Here is a 15,592-nt window from a genome sequence, read left to right as displayed (position 1 = left end):
TGTTTTTGGACCGCCCGGCTGGAGTATTTCCGGGGGTGATTGCTCAGGCGGGCGGGCTGCCTTCCGAGCGTTTCATCATCTCGATCGGGGTCTTGTGGCCGATCGAGCTGTGAGGGCGGACTTCGTTGTAGTCTCTACGCCAAGCCTCCATCTTGGCCTTCGCGTCGTCAAGGCTCATGAACCAGTGGGTGTTCAGGCACTCAGCTCGGAACTTCCCGTTGAAGCTTTCGATGAACGCGTTGTCGGTCGGCTTGCCGGGCCGCGAGAAGTCGAGAACGACGTCTTTCTGATACGCCCAGAGATCGAGGTCTCGCGAGATGAACTCCGATCCCTGGTCGACCCGGATGGCCTTGGGGTAGCCAACCTCGCCACAGATGCGCTCCAGCGCCCGGACCACATCCTCGCCACGGTAGCTGAAGCGCGGATCGATCGCCGGTGAGAACCGCGAGAAGGTGTCGACGACCGTCAGGATGCGCAGCTTGCGGCCCGTTGCGAGCTGGTCGTGAACGAAGTCCATCGCCCATGTCTGGTTCACATGGGTCGCCACCGTCCGGTCGTCCCGCAGCTTGGCCTTCACGCGCCGCTTCGGCACCTTGTTCCGAAGCTGCAGGTCCATCTCCTTGTAAAGACGGTAGATCCGCTTCGGGTTCACGGCCCATCCTTCCCGTCGTAGCAGCACGTGGACACGACGGTACCCATATCGCACCCGCGTCCGCGTGATCTCTTGGATTCGGGTCTTCAGATCGGCCTGATCGCCGCGCCGGGACTTGTAGGTGTAGAGCGAGCGCCCGACCTTCAGGGCCGAGCAGGCCCGTCTGATCGACACCTTCCAGGACGCTCGAACCTCGTCCACCAACTGGCGTCGGCGAGCAGGCCTCAGAGCTTTTTTGAAAGCACAGCCTGCAGCATGGCCTTGTCCAGAGACAGGTCCGCGACGAGCCGCTTCAGCTTGGCGTTCTCCTCCTCGATCTGGCGCAGCTTCCTCACCTCGGACGGCATCATCCCGCCGTACCGCTTGCGCCAGTTGTAGAACGTCGCCTCCGAGATCCCGGCCTTCCGGCAGACCTCCGCAATCGCCGTTCCCTCGTCAGCCTGCTTCAGGACGAACGCGACCTGCGCCTCGGTGAACTTCGACTTCTTCATGGAATTCTCCTCGTCCCGCTCACGGGATCATAAGTGGAAAATTCCAGCTCAAAACGGTCCGTTTTTCAGGAGGCACGTCACTCCAACACGACGGCGGGCCGTTGGCGCCGTCGTGATTGATGAACGAGATCGGGACCTTGTTCCCGATCTCGCCCCAGGCGGGCGCTCCTCGTTGTAGTATCTGCGCCAACCCTCCAACTTTTCCGCCGCGTCGGCAAGCGCTGGGACGCAGTACTGGTTGAGGCATTCCGCTCGGAAGCGTCCGTTGAAGGCTTCGATGTAGGCGTTGACGGTGGGCTTGCCCTGTCGGGAGAAGTCCAGCGTCACCCCCTTTGTGTAGGCCCACAGGTCGAGATCGCGGGATACGAACTCGATGCCCTGATCAACGCGGATGGTCTTGGGATAGCCGATGATGGGGAGATCTGCTCAAGCGTCCGCACGACGTCCTCGGCTCGATAACTGAACCGAGGATCGAGTGCGGGCACGTAGCGGGATAACGTGTCGACGATCTCTGCGCAAACGCAAAGCGTTTGTCGCTGAGAACCTGGATCTTTCTGCCTGTCGCGCGTTGATCGTGGACGAAGTCCATAGGCCACATGTCGTTCGGGCCGATGGCTGTTTGCCGATCATCCCGGGGTTTGGCCTTCACTCGACGCTTCGGCCTTCGGCGGGCCATCGATTCACTGGATCGATGGCTAACCCGCCTCAGTGTTCCGCAGTTGAAGGGCGAGGTCCCGGTAGATCCGATAGGTTCGCTTGATGTTGCCGGCCCAGCCCTCGCGCCGGAGCAGCACGTGAACGCGACGCCTCTCAGCGATTGCAAGCAGTCGCCTGTCGGCCAGGGGAAATCCGTAGCGGACCCGCACCATGCAGATGTCCTTGATACGAGCCGCCAAACCGGCCTGATCGGGGCGACGGGACTTGTAGTGATAGGTCGAGGTGTCGAACTCCAGGACCCGGCAGGCCCGCCGGATCGAGACACCCCATTCCTTGCACGTCTTCGCCACCAGCTCGCGTTTGCGACGAGGCCTCACAGTTTGTTAGTGGATGATGTCCTGCAGCATCTCCTTGTCCAACGACAGGTCCGCGACGAGCTTGCGAAGCTTCCCGTTCTCGTCCTCGAGCTGCTTCAGCCGCTTCATCTCCGTCGGCAGCAGGCCGCCATGCTTCTTCTTCCAGTTGAAGTAGGTCGCCTGGCTGATCCCAGCTCGCCGGCATATCTCGGCCACCGGAATCCCATCGGCTCCCTGCTTCGAAATGAACGCCTTCTGGGCGTCCGAAAACTTCGATGCCTTCATCGTTCTCCGCTCCTTCCGGCCAAGGGATACTACCACGGAAAACTCCAGTTCAGAACGATCCAGTTTTTCGGGTGCGGATCAGGAAGCTTGACCCCGGCCAAGTTCGCGGATCAACTCAGAAGAGCCCAAGAACTATCATATCATGCCGGGTCAAAGTCCGGGTCAGGACCAAGCTCAGCATGCATTAGATTTGAAGCAGGCCACCTAACGGAGGCGAACGAACGGCGCTTTGCGATAAGCTTTCGATCTCCGTCTCTTTTGGGTCGGTGAACTCTTGGTGAGCATTGCTCGGCGCCCAAGTGCTTTAAGCAGGTCTTTCGATCGATCACTCGCGCGCCAAAAGCCATAGTATTCACGAACGGTTTCGGGATCGTCTGCCAAAGCGTCGCCGGCGAGTTCAAAACTGCCGCTACGTTTTAGAATTGCTGTCGCCAAAATGTGGCGAAGCGGATGAAAAGAGAAATCGTCGAGATTCCGCTGAGCGTTTTCGTTTTCCGCATAACGACTGATGTTTCGACGCACGATGGCCCTGAAGACATTCTGCAGATACGCCTTGCTGAAGACGGGGCGCGCTTCGTTGTTGACAATCAGGCGGTCGCAATCGCTGTCCCCAAGGAGTAGCGGGCGGGAGTGGTCGAGATACTCGGAAATGTCGTCGTATAGACCATTGTCGTCGAGGAGCTCTCGACGATAGAAGGGATCACTCTTGAAGCGTTCCGCCAAGTCTCCGGTTTTGATTTTCCTCGCCGGGATCTTAAATTGCCAGCGCCCCTGTTCGAAATGGAGGTCTGGCTCAGCGCCGCTTGCCGTTACCTGAGTCCAGGTTTCCGCCCGCAGCGCGACCTGCGTCGAGATGTGCATCATCATCAGCCCGCGCTGAGCCCGAGCGTAGGCCGTCGTGCTACGCTCGAGCTTGTTCAGATCGATCCTCATGGCATCAATGGCCCGGTAGACGACGATGAGCGGATCCGGCATTGCAAGAACCGGCATCAGTTCCTGAAAGCGCCTGTTTTTCGTCTGGACTCGCCGCAGGGTCGATTCCACCGCCTTGATTTCCCGGTAGGCATCCTCGCAGAACCGGAGCCAGTCGACAGCGGTGACCATCGTCCAGAGGGTTCCGTCGCGACGGCGGACGGAAAGATGATGTTGCTGCAGTAAAGCCGTAAGCCTTGGCGCGAGATCGGGTCTCTGGGTCAGAAATCCGTCCGCCGCGTTGGTGAGCGCTCCGGCGAGCGTAACCAGATCGACATCTGTTGCGCTTACCCGCGCCTCTCCGACGCTCCGCTGCGCCTTCCACTGCATGTACTCGTGCAGAAGCGACGGGACCATCAGGAGCGTCATGGACAGATCGGAGACTGGAATGATGCCATTGGTGCGCCGCTCGGCCAGCCAGCCGAAGAACAGGCTCTGTTGCTGCCGGCGTACGGCGATCGTCGAAGAACGATTCTTGGCGAGAGCACGCTTCATTCCGAGCGGCACGATCAAGTCGCTTTTAAAAGCGGTAAACGCTGTAAATTCCGTGTTTGCCTCCACAGGCCATTCCTTCAGGGCATAACTGTCCTGTCGCAGTGCGTTCCGTGCGCAGCGTTCTTGGGTCTCGTTCTCGATGGTCTTGTCGATGTCTCGTATCAAGGCGTGCAGGGACGCCGTATCCCAGAAGAGAGCCTCCGGCTTCAGACGACGGGAGATCTCGCTGCGGCGCACGGCCTTTTCGGGAGTCTGGAGATCGACGGGGTAGCGACCCTTGGCAACCCGTCCACGCCCCGCACGGCGGCGCTCGATCCGCTTCACGAGCTCCTCCGGTTCGAGGCCGAGCTCGCGCTCGATCTCACGGACCCTCGGCTCACTGCGTTCATCCGGCACGCGTTCCCCCGAGCGCCAGCGTACGATCTGCATCTCCTTCAAATCGACCCGCTTCGCGAGTTCCCCGGCGGAAACTCCCTTGGCAGCCATGACGACTTCGAGTGCGCCACAAAAACTCGACGGCAGGCAGAGGCCTGCCGACTGAGCTTCGAGTAGCGTTTCCAGTTCGCCCAGAATGTCTTCGAAGTCTGCGCCATTCTTGATCTTACCGGCTGCGAGCGCCTCCCGGAACGCGACCGCTGCCGCCGCGGCCGAGCCTCCGGCACCCATTGCGTCACGTTCGATGAGAAGCTTGATCAAGGCGCGTGCCCTTTTGAGTGTCGGGCCACTGTACTCGCTGCGTTCCTCCTGACGGCGCCGCACAGCATCGCACAGCAACCCGCCCGCCGCAGCCAAGGTCACGACTTCTCGCTCGAGTTCGGCGCGAGCGTCCTGCAGTCCGAGTTCCAGCACCGCTGCGTCGACCTCTAAGCGGGCAGCCCGTCCCGCGGGCTTCGCCAGATAGCCGTTGTAAACCCCCGCCGCCTCTTCAATCGCGCCGTAATGAACCTTGTCAGGGTGGCCGGGGCGAGCGGGCAATTGCTGACCGCGTCGGCGCAATTCTGTGAGATGAGCACGAACCCTGTCGTCCGCTTCGCGCATGTCGGCAGGCGGGCAGGTCATGGACTGATGGTTGGGCATCGAAACTCTCCTTCGCAGCCATTGTAGTTCAAATAAAACCACAAAACAAGGCTGGCTGGTGGAAGGCGGTTTCGTGCTACGCCTTGCCCATGACGACGAACGTTCAAAATTGGGTGCAGCTGGCTCACGCGGCGAAGGAGTTGCTTGCGTCCGGTGTCCCGCGTGGATCGGGGCTTCGACGGGAAACGGAGGTCGCGACGACGCTTGGTACGACCCGCGCCACTGTGCGGAATGCTCTCGCGGCGGTTACGGTTGTCGATCATATCCTCAGGCAGGACGCGAAGCGCGGATCGCTGCTGATGACGTTGCCCATTGATATCGTACGGGCCTACGACCGTTGGCAGCGCCGGGATCCCACCTCGGCCAACGAGGCTCTGGAACTCGCCGCGCTGCACAAACTCTCGGTCCGCGGATTCGTGGCAGCGGAACACGAGTCACGCAACACCGTGGCAGTGGCACCGCGGGCAGAGGATGTCCTTGCGTCACTCGAGCAGGCTGGCGGCTTTCAGTTCGAAACCACGCCTGCCGAGGCACTCGAACAGGGCATGCGACGCCTCGGCGTTCCGCCGTTTCCGCTGGACTTGCTTAGTATCGTGCGCAAACTCGATCGGTACGACGCCATGTGCGGCCTGACGGCGCGTGCTGTGATCGATGCCCAAAAGGTCGCGAACTGGCGCCGATATCGATCGCTCATCGGGCGGCCATTCGTCGACGATGCGGATCTCAATGCGCTTCTCGTACGCGTCGAAAATGTGGAGGCAAAAGATGACGCTGGCAGTCCTGTACTCGGCATCATGGAGATCGCGGATCATCCGGTGATCGAGCAGCACCGGCGACAGGCAAAGACACGCTATCTCAAGGCGGCCGCGGCCAGTGCGATCTATCCAGGCGTCGTCATTCTGATGCCGAGCCAGGCAGCGCGCGACGAGATGCTGGCCGCGATCCCACCTCTGCCGTACGACCGCCTGGGTATCGAGGCGACGAGCGGGAAGGGGACCTCGAAGCGTCGCAAGAGAGGACCTGTCCTGCACCCGGGGCGGGGGCAGGGAGCCGTCGTCATCACGTGCCCGCAGACCGCGCTCGAAGATCTGGTCTGGCAGGGCGCTGAGCTGCGCAGGCAGCAGGATGAAGCTGGTAAGCGTCAGAAGTAGAAAGGGAATCCCGCTTCTCATTCTACAGCATGAACGAGGGTATTATACTGTCGATGGCATGGCAAAGTGACCTGCTCAAGGGTGGGTTGTAAGCAAAGGCCCGGCCGTTAAGCCAGCGGATCGAACGTGCAAGGCAGAAGCCTGCAGGGGCTCGCCTGTGGCTGGGGTTGCCGTATGAAGTCCGGATCGGGGCAGCTTGGACAGTTCAGGTCCATGTGCGCCGAGGTAAAGAACCCAACCAACATATCGCCAGATTGGTAGACTGCATCCGGCACTGGGTCCTTTGGATGGAGGCGATCACGTGCGATCTGTTCTGGCCGTGGGCGAGGCATGGGCTGTGCTGGAGCCGCGCCTACCGGACAATCAGCCTTGAAGAGCGCGCGCTGATGACTGGAGGGTGATCTCGGGCATTCTCCATATCCTGAAGACGGGAAGTGGAGCGCATTCCATTTTGACCGGACAGGCGGCATGGCTGATAAGGCATAGGGATTCGCCTATGAGTATGACTACGTCGAAAGCGTCTGACGGCCCGATCTCAAGGTTCGAAGTCATTATCTTGGTGCAACGGCGGCGGCGCTGGTCGACCGCCGATAAGATCCGGCTCGTCGAGGAGGCGATGCAGCCGGGCATGAGCGTGTCCTGCGTGGCACATCAGGCTGGCGTCTCACCCTCGCAGCTCTTCGCTTGACCGGCCATTGCCAATGCCGGCATCTCCAGCGAGACGGTTCGCGATCTGACAGTGACGACTGTCGAACGTCGCTTCGGTACCATCAAGGTCCCGCATGCCGTCGAATGGCTATCGGACAACGGCAGCGCCAACATTGCCAGGGACACCGCCGCTATGGCCTGAGCCCTCAGCCTGCTGATGTTCTCCACGCCCGTTCGCAGCCCGGAGTCGAACGGCATGTCTGAGACCTTCGTCAAAACGCCGAAGCGTAAGCGACGGCCGGTGCCGCGACGATCAATCCCATCGCGATCGGCTTCGATGTGCCCTAAGCCTTCGACTTCCCCGAAGGCTTCTTCCAGCCGGGCGATCAGGTCCGGGCGGAGTTCCGCCAGTACGCACCGGACCGCTTGGTCCTGGCAGCGGCCTTCACGCGCATCGAAGGAGCGCGGCTGTTCGTCGAACTCGACGAGGCGCAGACAAGAGCCATGGCCCGACTTGCCAAAGACTCCGTTGTTACGAACATCGTGGTCGATCGAGGCGGTGACGAGATCGCGATCGGCGGCATCGTTGTCAAACGGCCTACAAAACTGAGTTTGACTCATCTTCGGTGCAGTTTGGCGGTGGGAGTGGCGATTTCCGATGGGGATCGCTGCCATGTCGTGCCGCCTTTCGCTCTCAACCGTCGTTCCAACCGGACTCGCCGTCGATCATCAAGAGCTCGCGGACGGCGTCCTGATCGTCACCGCCTCGGCGCGAGCGTCATCGGCAGCTTGCCCGTCCTGCGATCGTCTCTCGCACCGGGTTCACAGCCGCTATCACCGGCGCGTCGCAGACCTGCCCTTGGGCGGTCGCGCCGTTCAGCTTCGATTGGTGACGAGGCGCTTCCGGTGTGACGAACGGGGTTGTCGGCGACGGATCTTTGCCGAGCGCTTCGGGACAGGCGTGTCGGAACGGGCCCGTCGTACCGATCGCATGGAAGGAATTGTCCATCATCTCGGCCTCGCGCTTGGCGGCAGGCCGGGTGCCGTCTTCGCCCCACGGCTCGTGTTGCCGGTCAGCAACGATACGCTGCCGCGCGTCGCGCGGCGCCGAGCGCATCCGCGCACCGAATCCCTGACCGTGGTCGGCGTCGACGACTGGGCGTTCAGGCGTAACCACCGTTACGGCACGAACGTCTGCGATCTGGAGCGGCGCCGGATCGTCAAGCTTCTGCCCGACCGCGAGATCGCAACTGTCGCCGCATGGCTCGCCGCTCATCCCCGGCATTCGCGTGCTCTCCCGCGACCGAGGCGGCGGCTACGGAGAAGCGGCGGCACGGGCACTGCCCGATGCGATCCAGGTCGCCGACCGTTGGCACCTGATGGAGAATGCCAGCAGCACCTTCCTCTAGGCGGTAGCCAAGTCGATGAAGCCAATCCGAACAGCTCTCGGCGTGACGGTCGTTGATCCCAAGCTGCTGACCTGTGCCGAGCGGCTCCAGTACGAAGGCTACCTCCGCCGGGAGGAAACGAACGCCATCGTCGCGGAGCTGGCGGCGAACGGTGCCTCGATCAAGGAGATCGTTCGCCGAACGGGCCGCAGCCGCAAACTCGTCCGCCTGATCTTACGAAGGCCAGCGCACGGATATGTTCCGTACGCGACAGGGCTCGCTCGACCCGCATTTGCCGTCCTTTGACGCGCAATGGGAGGCAGGCTGGAGTAACAGCGCAGAACTCTGGCGTTGCCTACGAGCGCTCGGCTTCAGTGGTTCAAAGCGCGTCGTCCGAGAGTGGACGACGCGCCGGCGCCGGTCGGAACGCATGACGAGCACCCAACCCCACAGGCCGCCATTAGATCGGACGATCGCCCGTCTGATGACGCTGATGCGCGACCACCTCATAAAGGCTGAGACCCACACCGTCGCCGCGATCGAGGAAGGCGCACCAGCCGTAGCCAGAGCGCGAACCCTGGTCGCCCGCTTCCAGTCCATCGTCCGTCGCAAGGCCGATGCCGATCTCGACCCTTGGCTCCAGGACGCCGGCTTCAGCCTCATCACCTCCTTCGTCCGGGGCATCACCAGGGATCTCGCGGCTGTGCGTGCTGCTGTCACCGAGCCTTGGTTGAACGGCCAGACCGAGGGCCATGTCAACCGCCTGGATCTCGTCAAACGCCAGATGTACGGCCGCGCCAACCTTGATCTCCTTGAGGCCCGCCTCATCGGAGCGCCCTGATCGTCATCGAGAATGCGTCAGACCCAAATTTGCAGGCCGATACCCCCCGTTACGGGGTCAAAGTTGCACGCCGAATGACACTCACCAACGTTGGAGCCGTCTGATGGCCAACCTTCGCCCGTTCCTGCCCATGGACAAACTGCAGGCTGCCTGTTTCCGCGAGGAGACGGCGAACGATGAGAACCGTCTTGATCCGGTGCTGGTGCGCGGCGGTTCGCACATCAAGAAGTTCGTCCTGCCGGAGCGTGTCATCTTTGACCCGGCGTTCGAGGATCGGCGCCACGCTTTCCGCATGCTGACGGTTGTATGCCTCGCCATCGAGAAAGCGTTCCCACCTGAGCCGCCGCTCGACGACGGCATGCGCGTTGCGGGATGATGCGCTCGGTCCGCAGGCGACAATCCTAAAAACTTGGGATTGCTGCAACACCACTCAGGGTTAACCTTAGCGAGGCCGATATGCAGTCGGCGTATTACCAGATGAGGCTTGCAAGACGGAGTGCCCGCCGGATGGGAGACATTACCGAACTCGCCCCGCCCACATTGGCGCAGCGAATTGAGTTTCGACTATGCTTCGCGATTGGTACTCTAGTCGTCGCGATCGGGTCGTGGCTTGTATGGCCACCCCGTTAGTAGGATCAAGGCGGCTCGGGCGACGGTGCTCCCCCCGGACCTGACAACAAGCCGGTTCCCCAACATGCTTGTCGCTGCGCCGCGTATAAGGCGGCGCACCACCATCGTCACGCAATGGTTCGTTTGCTGGGGAGAGTTTCCCGGTATCATACGCGCCGTGGCTCAAGGTTCAGAGGAACAGAACCGCAGTGGCGCCGAAGAGCATCCACACCTTGAGCGCAAAATCTCGATACGGCTCCTCAAGCGCAATGATTAGAAAGCGAGAGATCGCGAAGTAGGTGAAGCAGGTTGCAACAAATGCAAATGCAAATGCGGGCACGCGCAGCATTGCGGATTTAAGGATCATTGCAGGCTCCCCCTCGGAGCTAGTGCGAATTCACTCCGGTAAAATGCAATGTGTTCCGCTAAGGAACCGTTATGACGCCCGCATCTCCTCGGCCTACCGTCACCTGCACCTCAAACGAGTTGGAAGGCTGCGCTGACAGCAAGCTTCAATGCGAAAAGCAGGCCGGCTCCTATCGCAAGGAGAAGGGCAGCCTGAATAGCGATGCAAAGCCAAAGCGGCCAAGGCGTGACCGGTTTCTCATCAAATGCTTCCATCGCTCTGCTCCTTGTGGACTCAGGCGATACCAAGCCGGCCGGTAGGCTTCAAACTTTAGTCTCAACAACGGTTAAGATTCCCAGCCCCAACCTTAAGGCGCGCGGTCCCGTCGTTTACACTGTTGCAGTCGCTCGGAAACGGACCGTGCCGTCGGGGTTCTGATGTTCGGCAGCAAGGCCAGCACGCACGAGATCGAAGAAGGCGACGAGCGTAACATCGTCCAGATCCTGGCTACTGATCCCTGGACGCCCAATGCCAATGTCGTCGATGAGCAGGCCCAAGGCTTTACCACGGGCGGTTGTAACTTCCGGCAGTCGCATCACTGTACGTTCCTGACGTAATCAGATGTCGAAGGAACCTGCAACGGTTGCGATCTTCGGTCCAGTCACCTTTCTGTCGCTGATCAACAACCGGACTCTCTCCTGCATCAAACCACGGCCGCTCATTGGCTTGGCGAGGGTTGAGTTCCAAGGATCCGTCCCTTGGTAGAGGCTATGAGATTAGGTTGTTATTCACCCTTCCACGTCAGTCTGACGTTGCGGAATGGGGCTGGGCTCGGTGTCGAAGATCAACGTGGATTCGCTCGCCGTTCCGGCATTCTCGGTGGCCATCACCGACGACGGCATCCTGCGCTACGACGGCATCAACGATATCCTGTGTCAGATCTCGGGTCTGACGAAGGAGATGTTCATCGGCAAGACGGCGGCCGAGTTCATGTCCTGCGAAGGGGCTGAGGCCTGGGAGGCCAACTATCGCCGCTGCCTCGCCTCCGGGTTCATGGACGAGTACGAAGAACTGGCGGAAACACCCTCGGGACTTCGCTGGTGGCGCACGATCCTGTCGCCGGTCGTCGACGAGACGGGCAAGATCGTCCAGCTTCTTGGGCTGGCTGCCGACATCAATGACCGGAAGCGGGCTGAGATCGAGCTTCAGTCCGCTGTCTTCGTCGATGCAGTAACGGGTATTGCGAACCGCCGCCGTTTCGAGCTCGATCTTGCTGCGGCCATGGCGCAATCAGTAGATAGCGGTGTTCCGTTCACGCTGATCCTCGCCGATCTCGATCGTTTCAAGTCGATCAACGATACCTACGGGCATGGGGTCGGCGACGAAGTTTTGCGGCATACGGCAAAGCGGCTGCGGTCAGGGCTGCGCGAGAAGGATCGCATTGCACGAGTCGGCGGCGACGAGTTCGCCGCGATCCTGTCGTCCGCAACCGAGGGGGCTATCGCGGTCGCCCTTGATCGGATCCGCCGTCAGTTCGTTGAACCGGTCGATCTCGGGCAGGTTCGCGTTCCGATCGGGGTCAGCCTCGGTGCCGCGCTTTGGGAGCCGGGCATGACCGGGGACGATCTGCGATCGGCTGCCGACGCTGCCATGTATGGCGCCAAGCGGGAGCGTTTCGGTTGGGCTGACGTACAAGCCTGTGAACCGCAAACGGTTTAGATGTCGCAGTCGGCTGCGATCATTCATCGGAGGCTACTCTGTCGCCGTAGAACTGACGATGCACGGATCTCCATCCGAGAGGCGTATCCGCACCAGACTTTGCGCCAGTAACTTGTCGGTTCCGGTAGGCTAGGATCACCACGGCCGACGGTTCGGCTCAACCAATGGGCTTTTCACAAGCCGGCGGAAAGGAGCAGTTGCATCAGCTTTGATGTCTGCCATTCGGTGTCTGTTCACGGGTACGCCGGATGGCCGGGACACAGACAACGAACTGGCAAGGCCATGATGGTCTGATCCGTGAACGGCAGTTGGGCGAGAGTTTTGAACAATGCAGCAGGTTCGCGAATACGAGCAAGCGGATGGGGTCATCTCGCTGGCCAACCTGCTCGGCGCTTTGAGCTACGCTCTCGATCTCACGGAAGGCCAGCCGGTTGGCCACTGCATTCGCTCGACCTGGATCGGCATGCGCATCGGCCGGGCGATGGGTCTGCCCGACATGCAGCTTTGGGAGCTGTACTACACCGTCATGCTGAAGGACCTCGGCTGCTCCAGCAATGCCGCGCGGATCTGCGAGCTCTACCTCTCCGACGATATCGCCTTCAAACGAGACTCCAAGACGCTGGGCGACAGCCTTCCGAAGGTCCTCGGCTTCATCCTGTCGCATACGGGCCGGCGATCCAAGCTCGGCGATCGCCTGCGCGCCGTTCTCAACATCGTCCAGAACGGCGAGGCGATCGTCGACGATCTCATCCAGACGCGGTGTCACCGCGGCGCCGAGATCGCGGCCAGCCTGCGCTTCCCGCCCTCCGTTTCCGACGGGATCCAGGCGCTCGACGAGCACTGGAACGGCGAAGGACGGCCCGATCGCCTCGCGGGGCCGGCCATTCCGATCTACAGCCGCATCGCGCTTCTCGCGCAGGTCGTCGACGTCTTTCACACGGCCGCCGGCCCGGAGGCGGCGATCAGCGAAGCGCGAGCCCGATCGGGCACCTGGTTCGATCCTCATGCGGTGGCATGCTTCGAGCGCGTCGCGGCCGAGCCGGACGTCTGGGCGACGCTTGCATCCGACGGCGTTGCGGATGCTGTGTTCGCGCTGGAGCCCGGCCGCAGTCTGATCGCCGTCGATGAAGCGTATCTCGACGACATCGCGCGAGCGTTCGCGCAGATCATCGATTCCAAGAGCCCGTTCACTTCCGGTCATTCCGAGCGCGTGTCGATCTACGCCGACATGATCGCTGCCGAGCTGGGATACGCACCCGACCGGAGGCGCTGGCTGCGGCGCGCCGCCCTCCTGCACGACATCGGCAAGCTCGGCGTCTCGAACGCGATTCTCGACAAGAACGGCAAGCTCGACGACGAGGAATGGCGCGAGATGCGTGCCCATGCATCGCTGTCGGAAAGCGTTCTCTCCCGCGTTCCCGTGTTCCAGGAGATGGCGCGGATCGGCGGCGCGCATCATGAGCGACTGGACGGGAAGGGGTATCCGCGGGGCCTTGCGGGAGCGCAAATCGAACTCGACACCCGGATTGTCTCGGTCGCCGACGTCTTCGACGCGCTGACCGCCGATCGGCCGTACCGTGCTGCCATGTCCGTCGAGAAGGCCCTGTCGATCATGCACGCCGATGTCGGCGCAGCCTTCGACACGCTCTGCTTCGAAGCGCTGAAGCGAGCGATCACGGCGATCGGAAGCGATCTCACACGCATTGGGTTTGCGACACAGGGCGACACTGAACTCGCGGCATAGTCCGTTGAGTGGCTGATCCGGATACGACTGGCGTGCGTAGCTGGCCGTCCGCACGCCAGCATGGAGATGTGTCTGCTTTCGAGAGCGACCCATCGCAGTTCGGTCGACCGGGTTGGGTCGTCAGCGGACCATCCAGCCCACGAACTGCGTGGTGGCTTAGCACAACCCGTAGATCGCCGCTGCGATCGCCAAGAACCCGAGGACCTGCACGAGGACACAAAACCAGAGGGGGTAGGGGGCAACCTCGTCCCGAGGATCGGACGACGGGCTGGCTGTTTCCCTTAGCCAGGCAAGTCGCTCGGCAGGTAGTTCCGCTTCACGTACGAGGTGGCCGCACGGACCAAGTGCCTCGCCTCCGTCATCGCCGACGCGTTCCATGGCATCACCACTTGGCTGGATCGTTCGGGTCCTCGTAGTCCCGAGCGATGAAGATGACGATCGCTGCGACTGCGATATTGGCGCCGGCGAGCAGGCTGACGATCACGTAGTAACTCGTCATGCGGCTTCTCCCTCAGGTTGAAGCTGCACACTAATTGGTTATGTGTAGCACAACCGTTAAGCGACGTCCTTCGTAGGAACGGCTGTTGCTGAAGGTGGGCTCTCTGCGGCGCTGCGACTGCGAGCCAGCCGGTTGTGCGCGCAGATCATCGCCGTCAGGTCGAGAAGGTCGTTGGCCAGTTGCTCGAACAACTCCGCAGCTTCCAGCGGGATGTCGCCGCCGCTTTCCGCGACCTGTTGGATCGAGAGGGACGCGATGCCGACGATGCGGGCGGTCGCTGTGCACACGTCGGTGATCGTTTGCGAGTTCGATGTCGTGTCCATGAGGGTTCATCCTTGGTTCCCCATGGCCAGCATCCCGACCACGCCTTAAGTGAAGCTTAACTCCACACGTCCGGATTGAGAGGATCGACTTGAAGTTGATGGGTGCGCCCTATCTTGCCGCCACGTACACGCCTGGTTGGCGGATTTGCCGCATCACAGGAGCGGCATTCCCCAATGGGTTGGAGGCCCCTGGCGCGTGCCAAACCGTCTCAATGTCGGCGCAGAAACGCCGCAAGCTGCGTGCCGGCTTCCAGCAGCACAGCCGAGATCAGCTTGGACAGGACGGGCTTCGACAGGCCTGCTGCAGCCTCGAACGCCGCGCTGAGGTGCTCGATCACGTCGTTGAGCACCGCCTCGTCATCGGGTGCTGCGACCGGAGCAAGATCAATGCGGCTGAGATAGCCTGAGATGTGCGTCGGCCGTCCGGCGCTGTCCCGGAAGCATCGACCGTTGGAGCGGACGCGGACCGTGCCATGCTCCACGCTGACGATGCGGTACTCGGCCAGGAAGGGGTCGTCACCATGCAGAGCCTTCTCCACCGCCTGAATGAGCCCTCTCATATCGTCGGGATGGATCGCCTCGTAGAAGCGTTCGGCCGGAACGCCGTGAATCCCAACCTCGGTCGGAATGTTCAGATAGCGACACACGTCGGAGCAGGCGACAACGATCCCGGTCTTGGCGTTCCAGGTCCAGACGCCGAGAAACGCGTCGGACGTCGTGGCGGGCGGCGCTGCTTGTTTCTTCATTGCGCCTCCCTGCCAGCTTGCACTACGTGGACGGCATCATATTCAATCGTGGATTGAATGTCGAAACCGTACGACACTGATATATGATGCGACATGAAGACCCGCCGGGTGCATTCTCTTGCCCGCAGATACCGTCACGCGTTTGAAGATCGGGCTCACCCATGCCTCCCATCGATGAGGTTGATCACAGCATCGGGGAGCGGCTGAGAGCGGCACGGCTGCGACGCCAGATGACGCTTGCGGCACTCGCGGACGAACTCGGGTTGACGTACCAGCAGGTCCATAAATACGAGAGCGGACGCAACCGCATCAGCGCCAGCACCCTCTTCAAGGCAGCCGAGACGCTGGGCGTCGAGCTTTCGTTCTTCTTTGCGTTTTGTGGGCCGGCAGAGCGAGGCGATACGCTCGCTTCTCCTCCGATGACGGGGGCGGACGACGACCTGACCGCCGCTCTCCTGCGGATCGAGGATCCCGACGTGCGGGAGAAGCTGTTACGCCTGCTTGAAGCCATCACGAAGTCGGATCGCCTGCGCTCGTCTTCGTAGAGAGACGGATGGTGCAGGCGTGGTCTGTGGCTGCAGGTTGATTGCCAT

General features: G+C 61.5%; 13 protein-coding genes and 3 pseudogenes. 9 read left to right on the top strand and 7 right to left on the bottom strand.

Going from position 1 to position 15,592, the window contains the following annotated elements; all coding sequences use genetic code 11:
• Window positions 1–43: 43 nt before the first annotated feature.
• The 3 genes and pseudogenes from ACLNGM_RS02405 to ACLNGM_RS02395 all read right to left on the bottom strand — a co-directional run bounded on the left by ACLNGM_RS02405 (window position 44) and on the right by ACLNGM_RS02395 (window position 4,985).
• Window positions 44–1,143 (bottom strand): IS3 family transposase gene (locus ACLNGM_RS02405; protein ID WP_416356741.1). Its coding sequence is split into 2 segments (ribosomal slippage): window positions 44–882 and window positions 882–1,143, totalling 1,101 coding nucleotides; the frame shifts between segments, so codons are not numbered across the junction.
• 91 nt (window positions 1,144–1,234) lie between these two features.
• Window positions 1,235–2,441, bottom strand: a pseudogene (locus tag ACLNGM_RS02400) (IS3 family transposase); the annotation flags it as partial.
• Window positions 2,442–2,645: 204 nt separating this feature from the next.
• On the bottom strand, window positions 2,646–4,985 hold the full coding sequence (locus tag ACLNGM_RS02395; RefSeq protein WP_416357028.1) for a helix-turn-helix domain-containing protein: 2,340 nt from the start codon (window positions 4,983–4,985) through the stop codon (window positions 2,646–2,648).
• An 89-nt stretch (window positions 4,986–5,074) separates the two neighbouring features.
• Between ACLNGM_RS02395 and ACLNGM_RS02390 the strand changes: the two genes are divergently transcribed.
• The 5 genes and pseudogenes from ACLNGM_RS02390 (at window position 5,075) to ACLNGM_RS02370 (ending at window position 9,389) form a co-directional block, all read left to right on the top strand.
• Window positions 5,075–6,136 (top strand): hypothetical protein, encoded by a 1,062-nt coding sequence (locus ACLNGM_RS02390; protein WP_416357027.1) that lies wholly within the window; start codon window positions 5,075–5,077, stop codon window positions 6,134–6,136.
• Between the two features lie 496 nt (window positions 6,137–6,632).
• Window positions 6,633–6,824, top strand: a complete 192-nt coding sequence (locus tag ACLNGM_RS02385) for a transposase (protein ID WP_416358541.1) — start codon at window positions 6,633–6,635, stop codon at window positions 6,822–6,824.
• Window positions 6,825–6,839: 15 nt separating this feature from the next.
• Window positions 6,840–7,073, top strand: a pseudogene (locus ACLNGM_RS02380) (IS3 family transposase); the annotation flags it as partial.
• A gap of 384 nt (window positions 7,074–7,457) precedes the next feature.
• A pseudogene (locus tag ACLNGM_RS02375) lies at window positions 7,458–9,013 on the top strand (ISL3 family transposase).
• A 103-nt stretch (window positions 9,014–9,116) separates the two neighbouring features.
• Window positions 9,117–9,389 (top strand): hypothetical protein, encoded by a 273-nt coding sequence (locus ACLNGM_RS02370; protein WP_416357026.1) that lies wholly within the window; start codon window positions 9,117–9,119, stop codon window positions 9,387–9,389.
• Window positions 9,390–9,812: 423 nt separating this feature from the next.
• Here ACLNGM_RS02370 and ACLNGM_RS02365 read toward each other — a convergent pair whose 3' ends face one another.
• Together ACLNGM_RS02365 and ACLNGM_RS02360 are read right to left on the bottom strand one after the other, a co-directional pair.
• A complete protein-coding gene (locus tag ACLNGM_RS02365; protein ID WP_416357025.1) occupies window positions 9,813–9,989 on the bottom strand; it encodes a hypothetical protein in 177 nt (58 codons plus the stop codon).
• Window positions 9,990–10,099: 110 nt separating this feature from the next.
• Window positions 10,100–10,243 carry a hypothetical protein gene (locus ACLNGM_RS02360; protein WP_416357024.1) on the bottom strand — a complete coding sequence of 48 codons (144 nt, stop codon included), beginning with the start codon at window positions 10,241–10,243 and terminating at the stop codon, window positions 10,100–10,102.
• Window positions 10,244–10,405: 162 nt separating this feature from the next.
• Here ACLNGM_RS02360 and ACLNGM_RS02355 point away from each other — a divergent pair, with 162 nt between their 5' ends.
• The 3 genes from ACLNGM_RS02355 to ACLNGM_RS02345 all read left to right on the top strand — a co-directional run bounded on the left by ACLNGM_RS02355 (window position 10,406) and on the right by ACLNGM_RS02345 (window position 13,431).
• Window positions 10,406–10,585 carry a hypothetical protein gene (locus ACLNGM_RS02355; RefSeq protein WP_416357023.1) on the top strand — a complete coding sequence of 60 codons (180 nt, stop codon included), beginning with the start codon at window positions 10,406–10,408 and terminating at the stop codon, window positions 10,583–10,585.
• Between the two features lie 217 nt (window positions 10,586–10,802).
• The gene (locus ACLNGM_RS02350) at window positions 10,803–11,687 is read left to right on the top strand and encodes a diguanylate cyclase domain-containing protein (protein WP_416357022.1); all 885 of its coding nucleotides are present in this window, start codon (window positions 10,803–10,805) and stop codon (window positions 11,685–11,687) included.
• 328 nt (window positions 11,688–12,015) lie between these two features.
• Complete coding sequence (locus ACLNGM_RS02345; protein ID WP_416357021.1) at window positions 12,016–13,431, top strand: HD-GYP domain-containing protein; 1,416 nt, start codon at window positions 12,016–12,018, stop codon at window positions 13,429–13,431.
• Window positions 13,432–13,986: 555 nt separating this feature from the next.
• On the opposite strand, the gene ACLNGM_RS02340 is transcribed toward ACLNGM_RS02345, so the two are convergent.
• Window positions 13,987–14,253, bottom strand: a complete 267-nt coding sequence (locus tag ACLNGM_RS02340) for a hypothetical protein (RefSeq protein ID WP_416357020.1) — start codon at window positions 14,251–14,253, stop codon at window positions 13,987–13,989.
• Window positions 14,254–14,462: 209 nt separating this feature from the next.
• Window positions 14,463–14,999: a PAS domain-containing protein gene (locus ACLNGM_RS02335; RefSeq protein WP_416357019.1), complete on the bottom strand. Its 537-nt coding sequence runs from the start codon at window positions 14,997–14,999 to the stop codon at window positions 14,463–14,465.
• A 230-nt stretch (window positions 15,000–15,229) separates the two neighbouring features.
• Here ACLNGM_RS02335 and ACLNGM_RS02330 point away from each other — a divergent pair, with 230 nt between their 5' ends.
• Window positions 15,230–15,544 carry a helix-turn-helix domain-containing protein gene (locus tag ACLNGM_RS02330; RefSeq protein ID WP_416357018.1) on the top strand — a complete coding sequence of 105 codons (315 nt, stop codon included), beginning with the start codon at window positions 15,230–15,232 and terminating at the stop codon, window positions 15,542–15,544.
• The last annotated feature ends 48 nt before the right edge of the window (window positions 15,545–15,592 follow it).

This window comes from Aureimonas phyllosphaerae (genome assembly GCF_047943035.1).
Taxonomy (GTDB): domain Bacteria; phylum Pseudomonadota; class Alphaproteobacteria; order Rhizobiales; family Rhizobiaceae; genus Aureimonas; species Aureimonas phyllosphaerae.
Note: the sequence above shows the minus strand (reverse complement) of the source record. Positions and strands in the feature narration are given on the sequence as shown.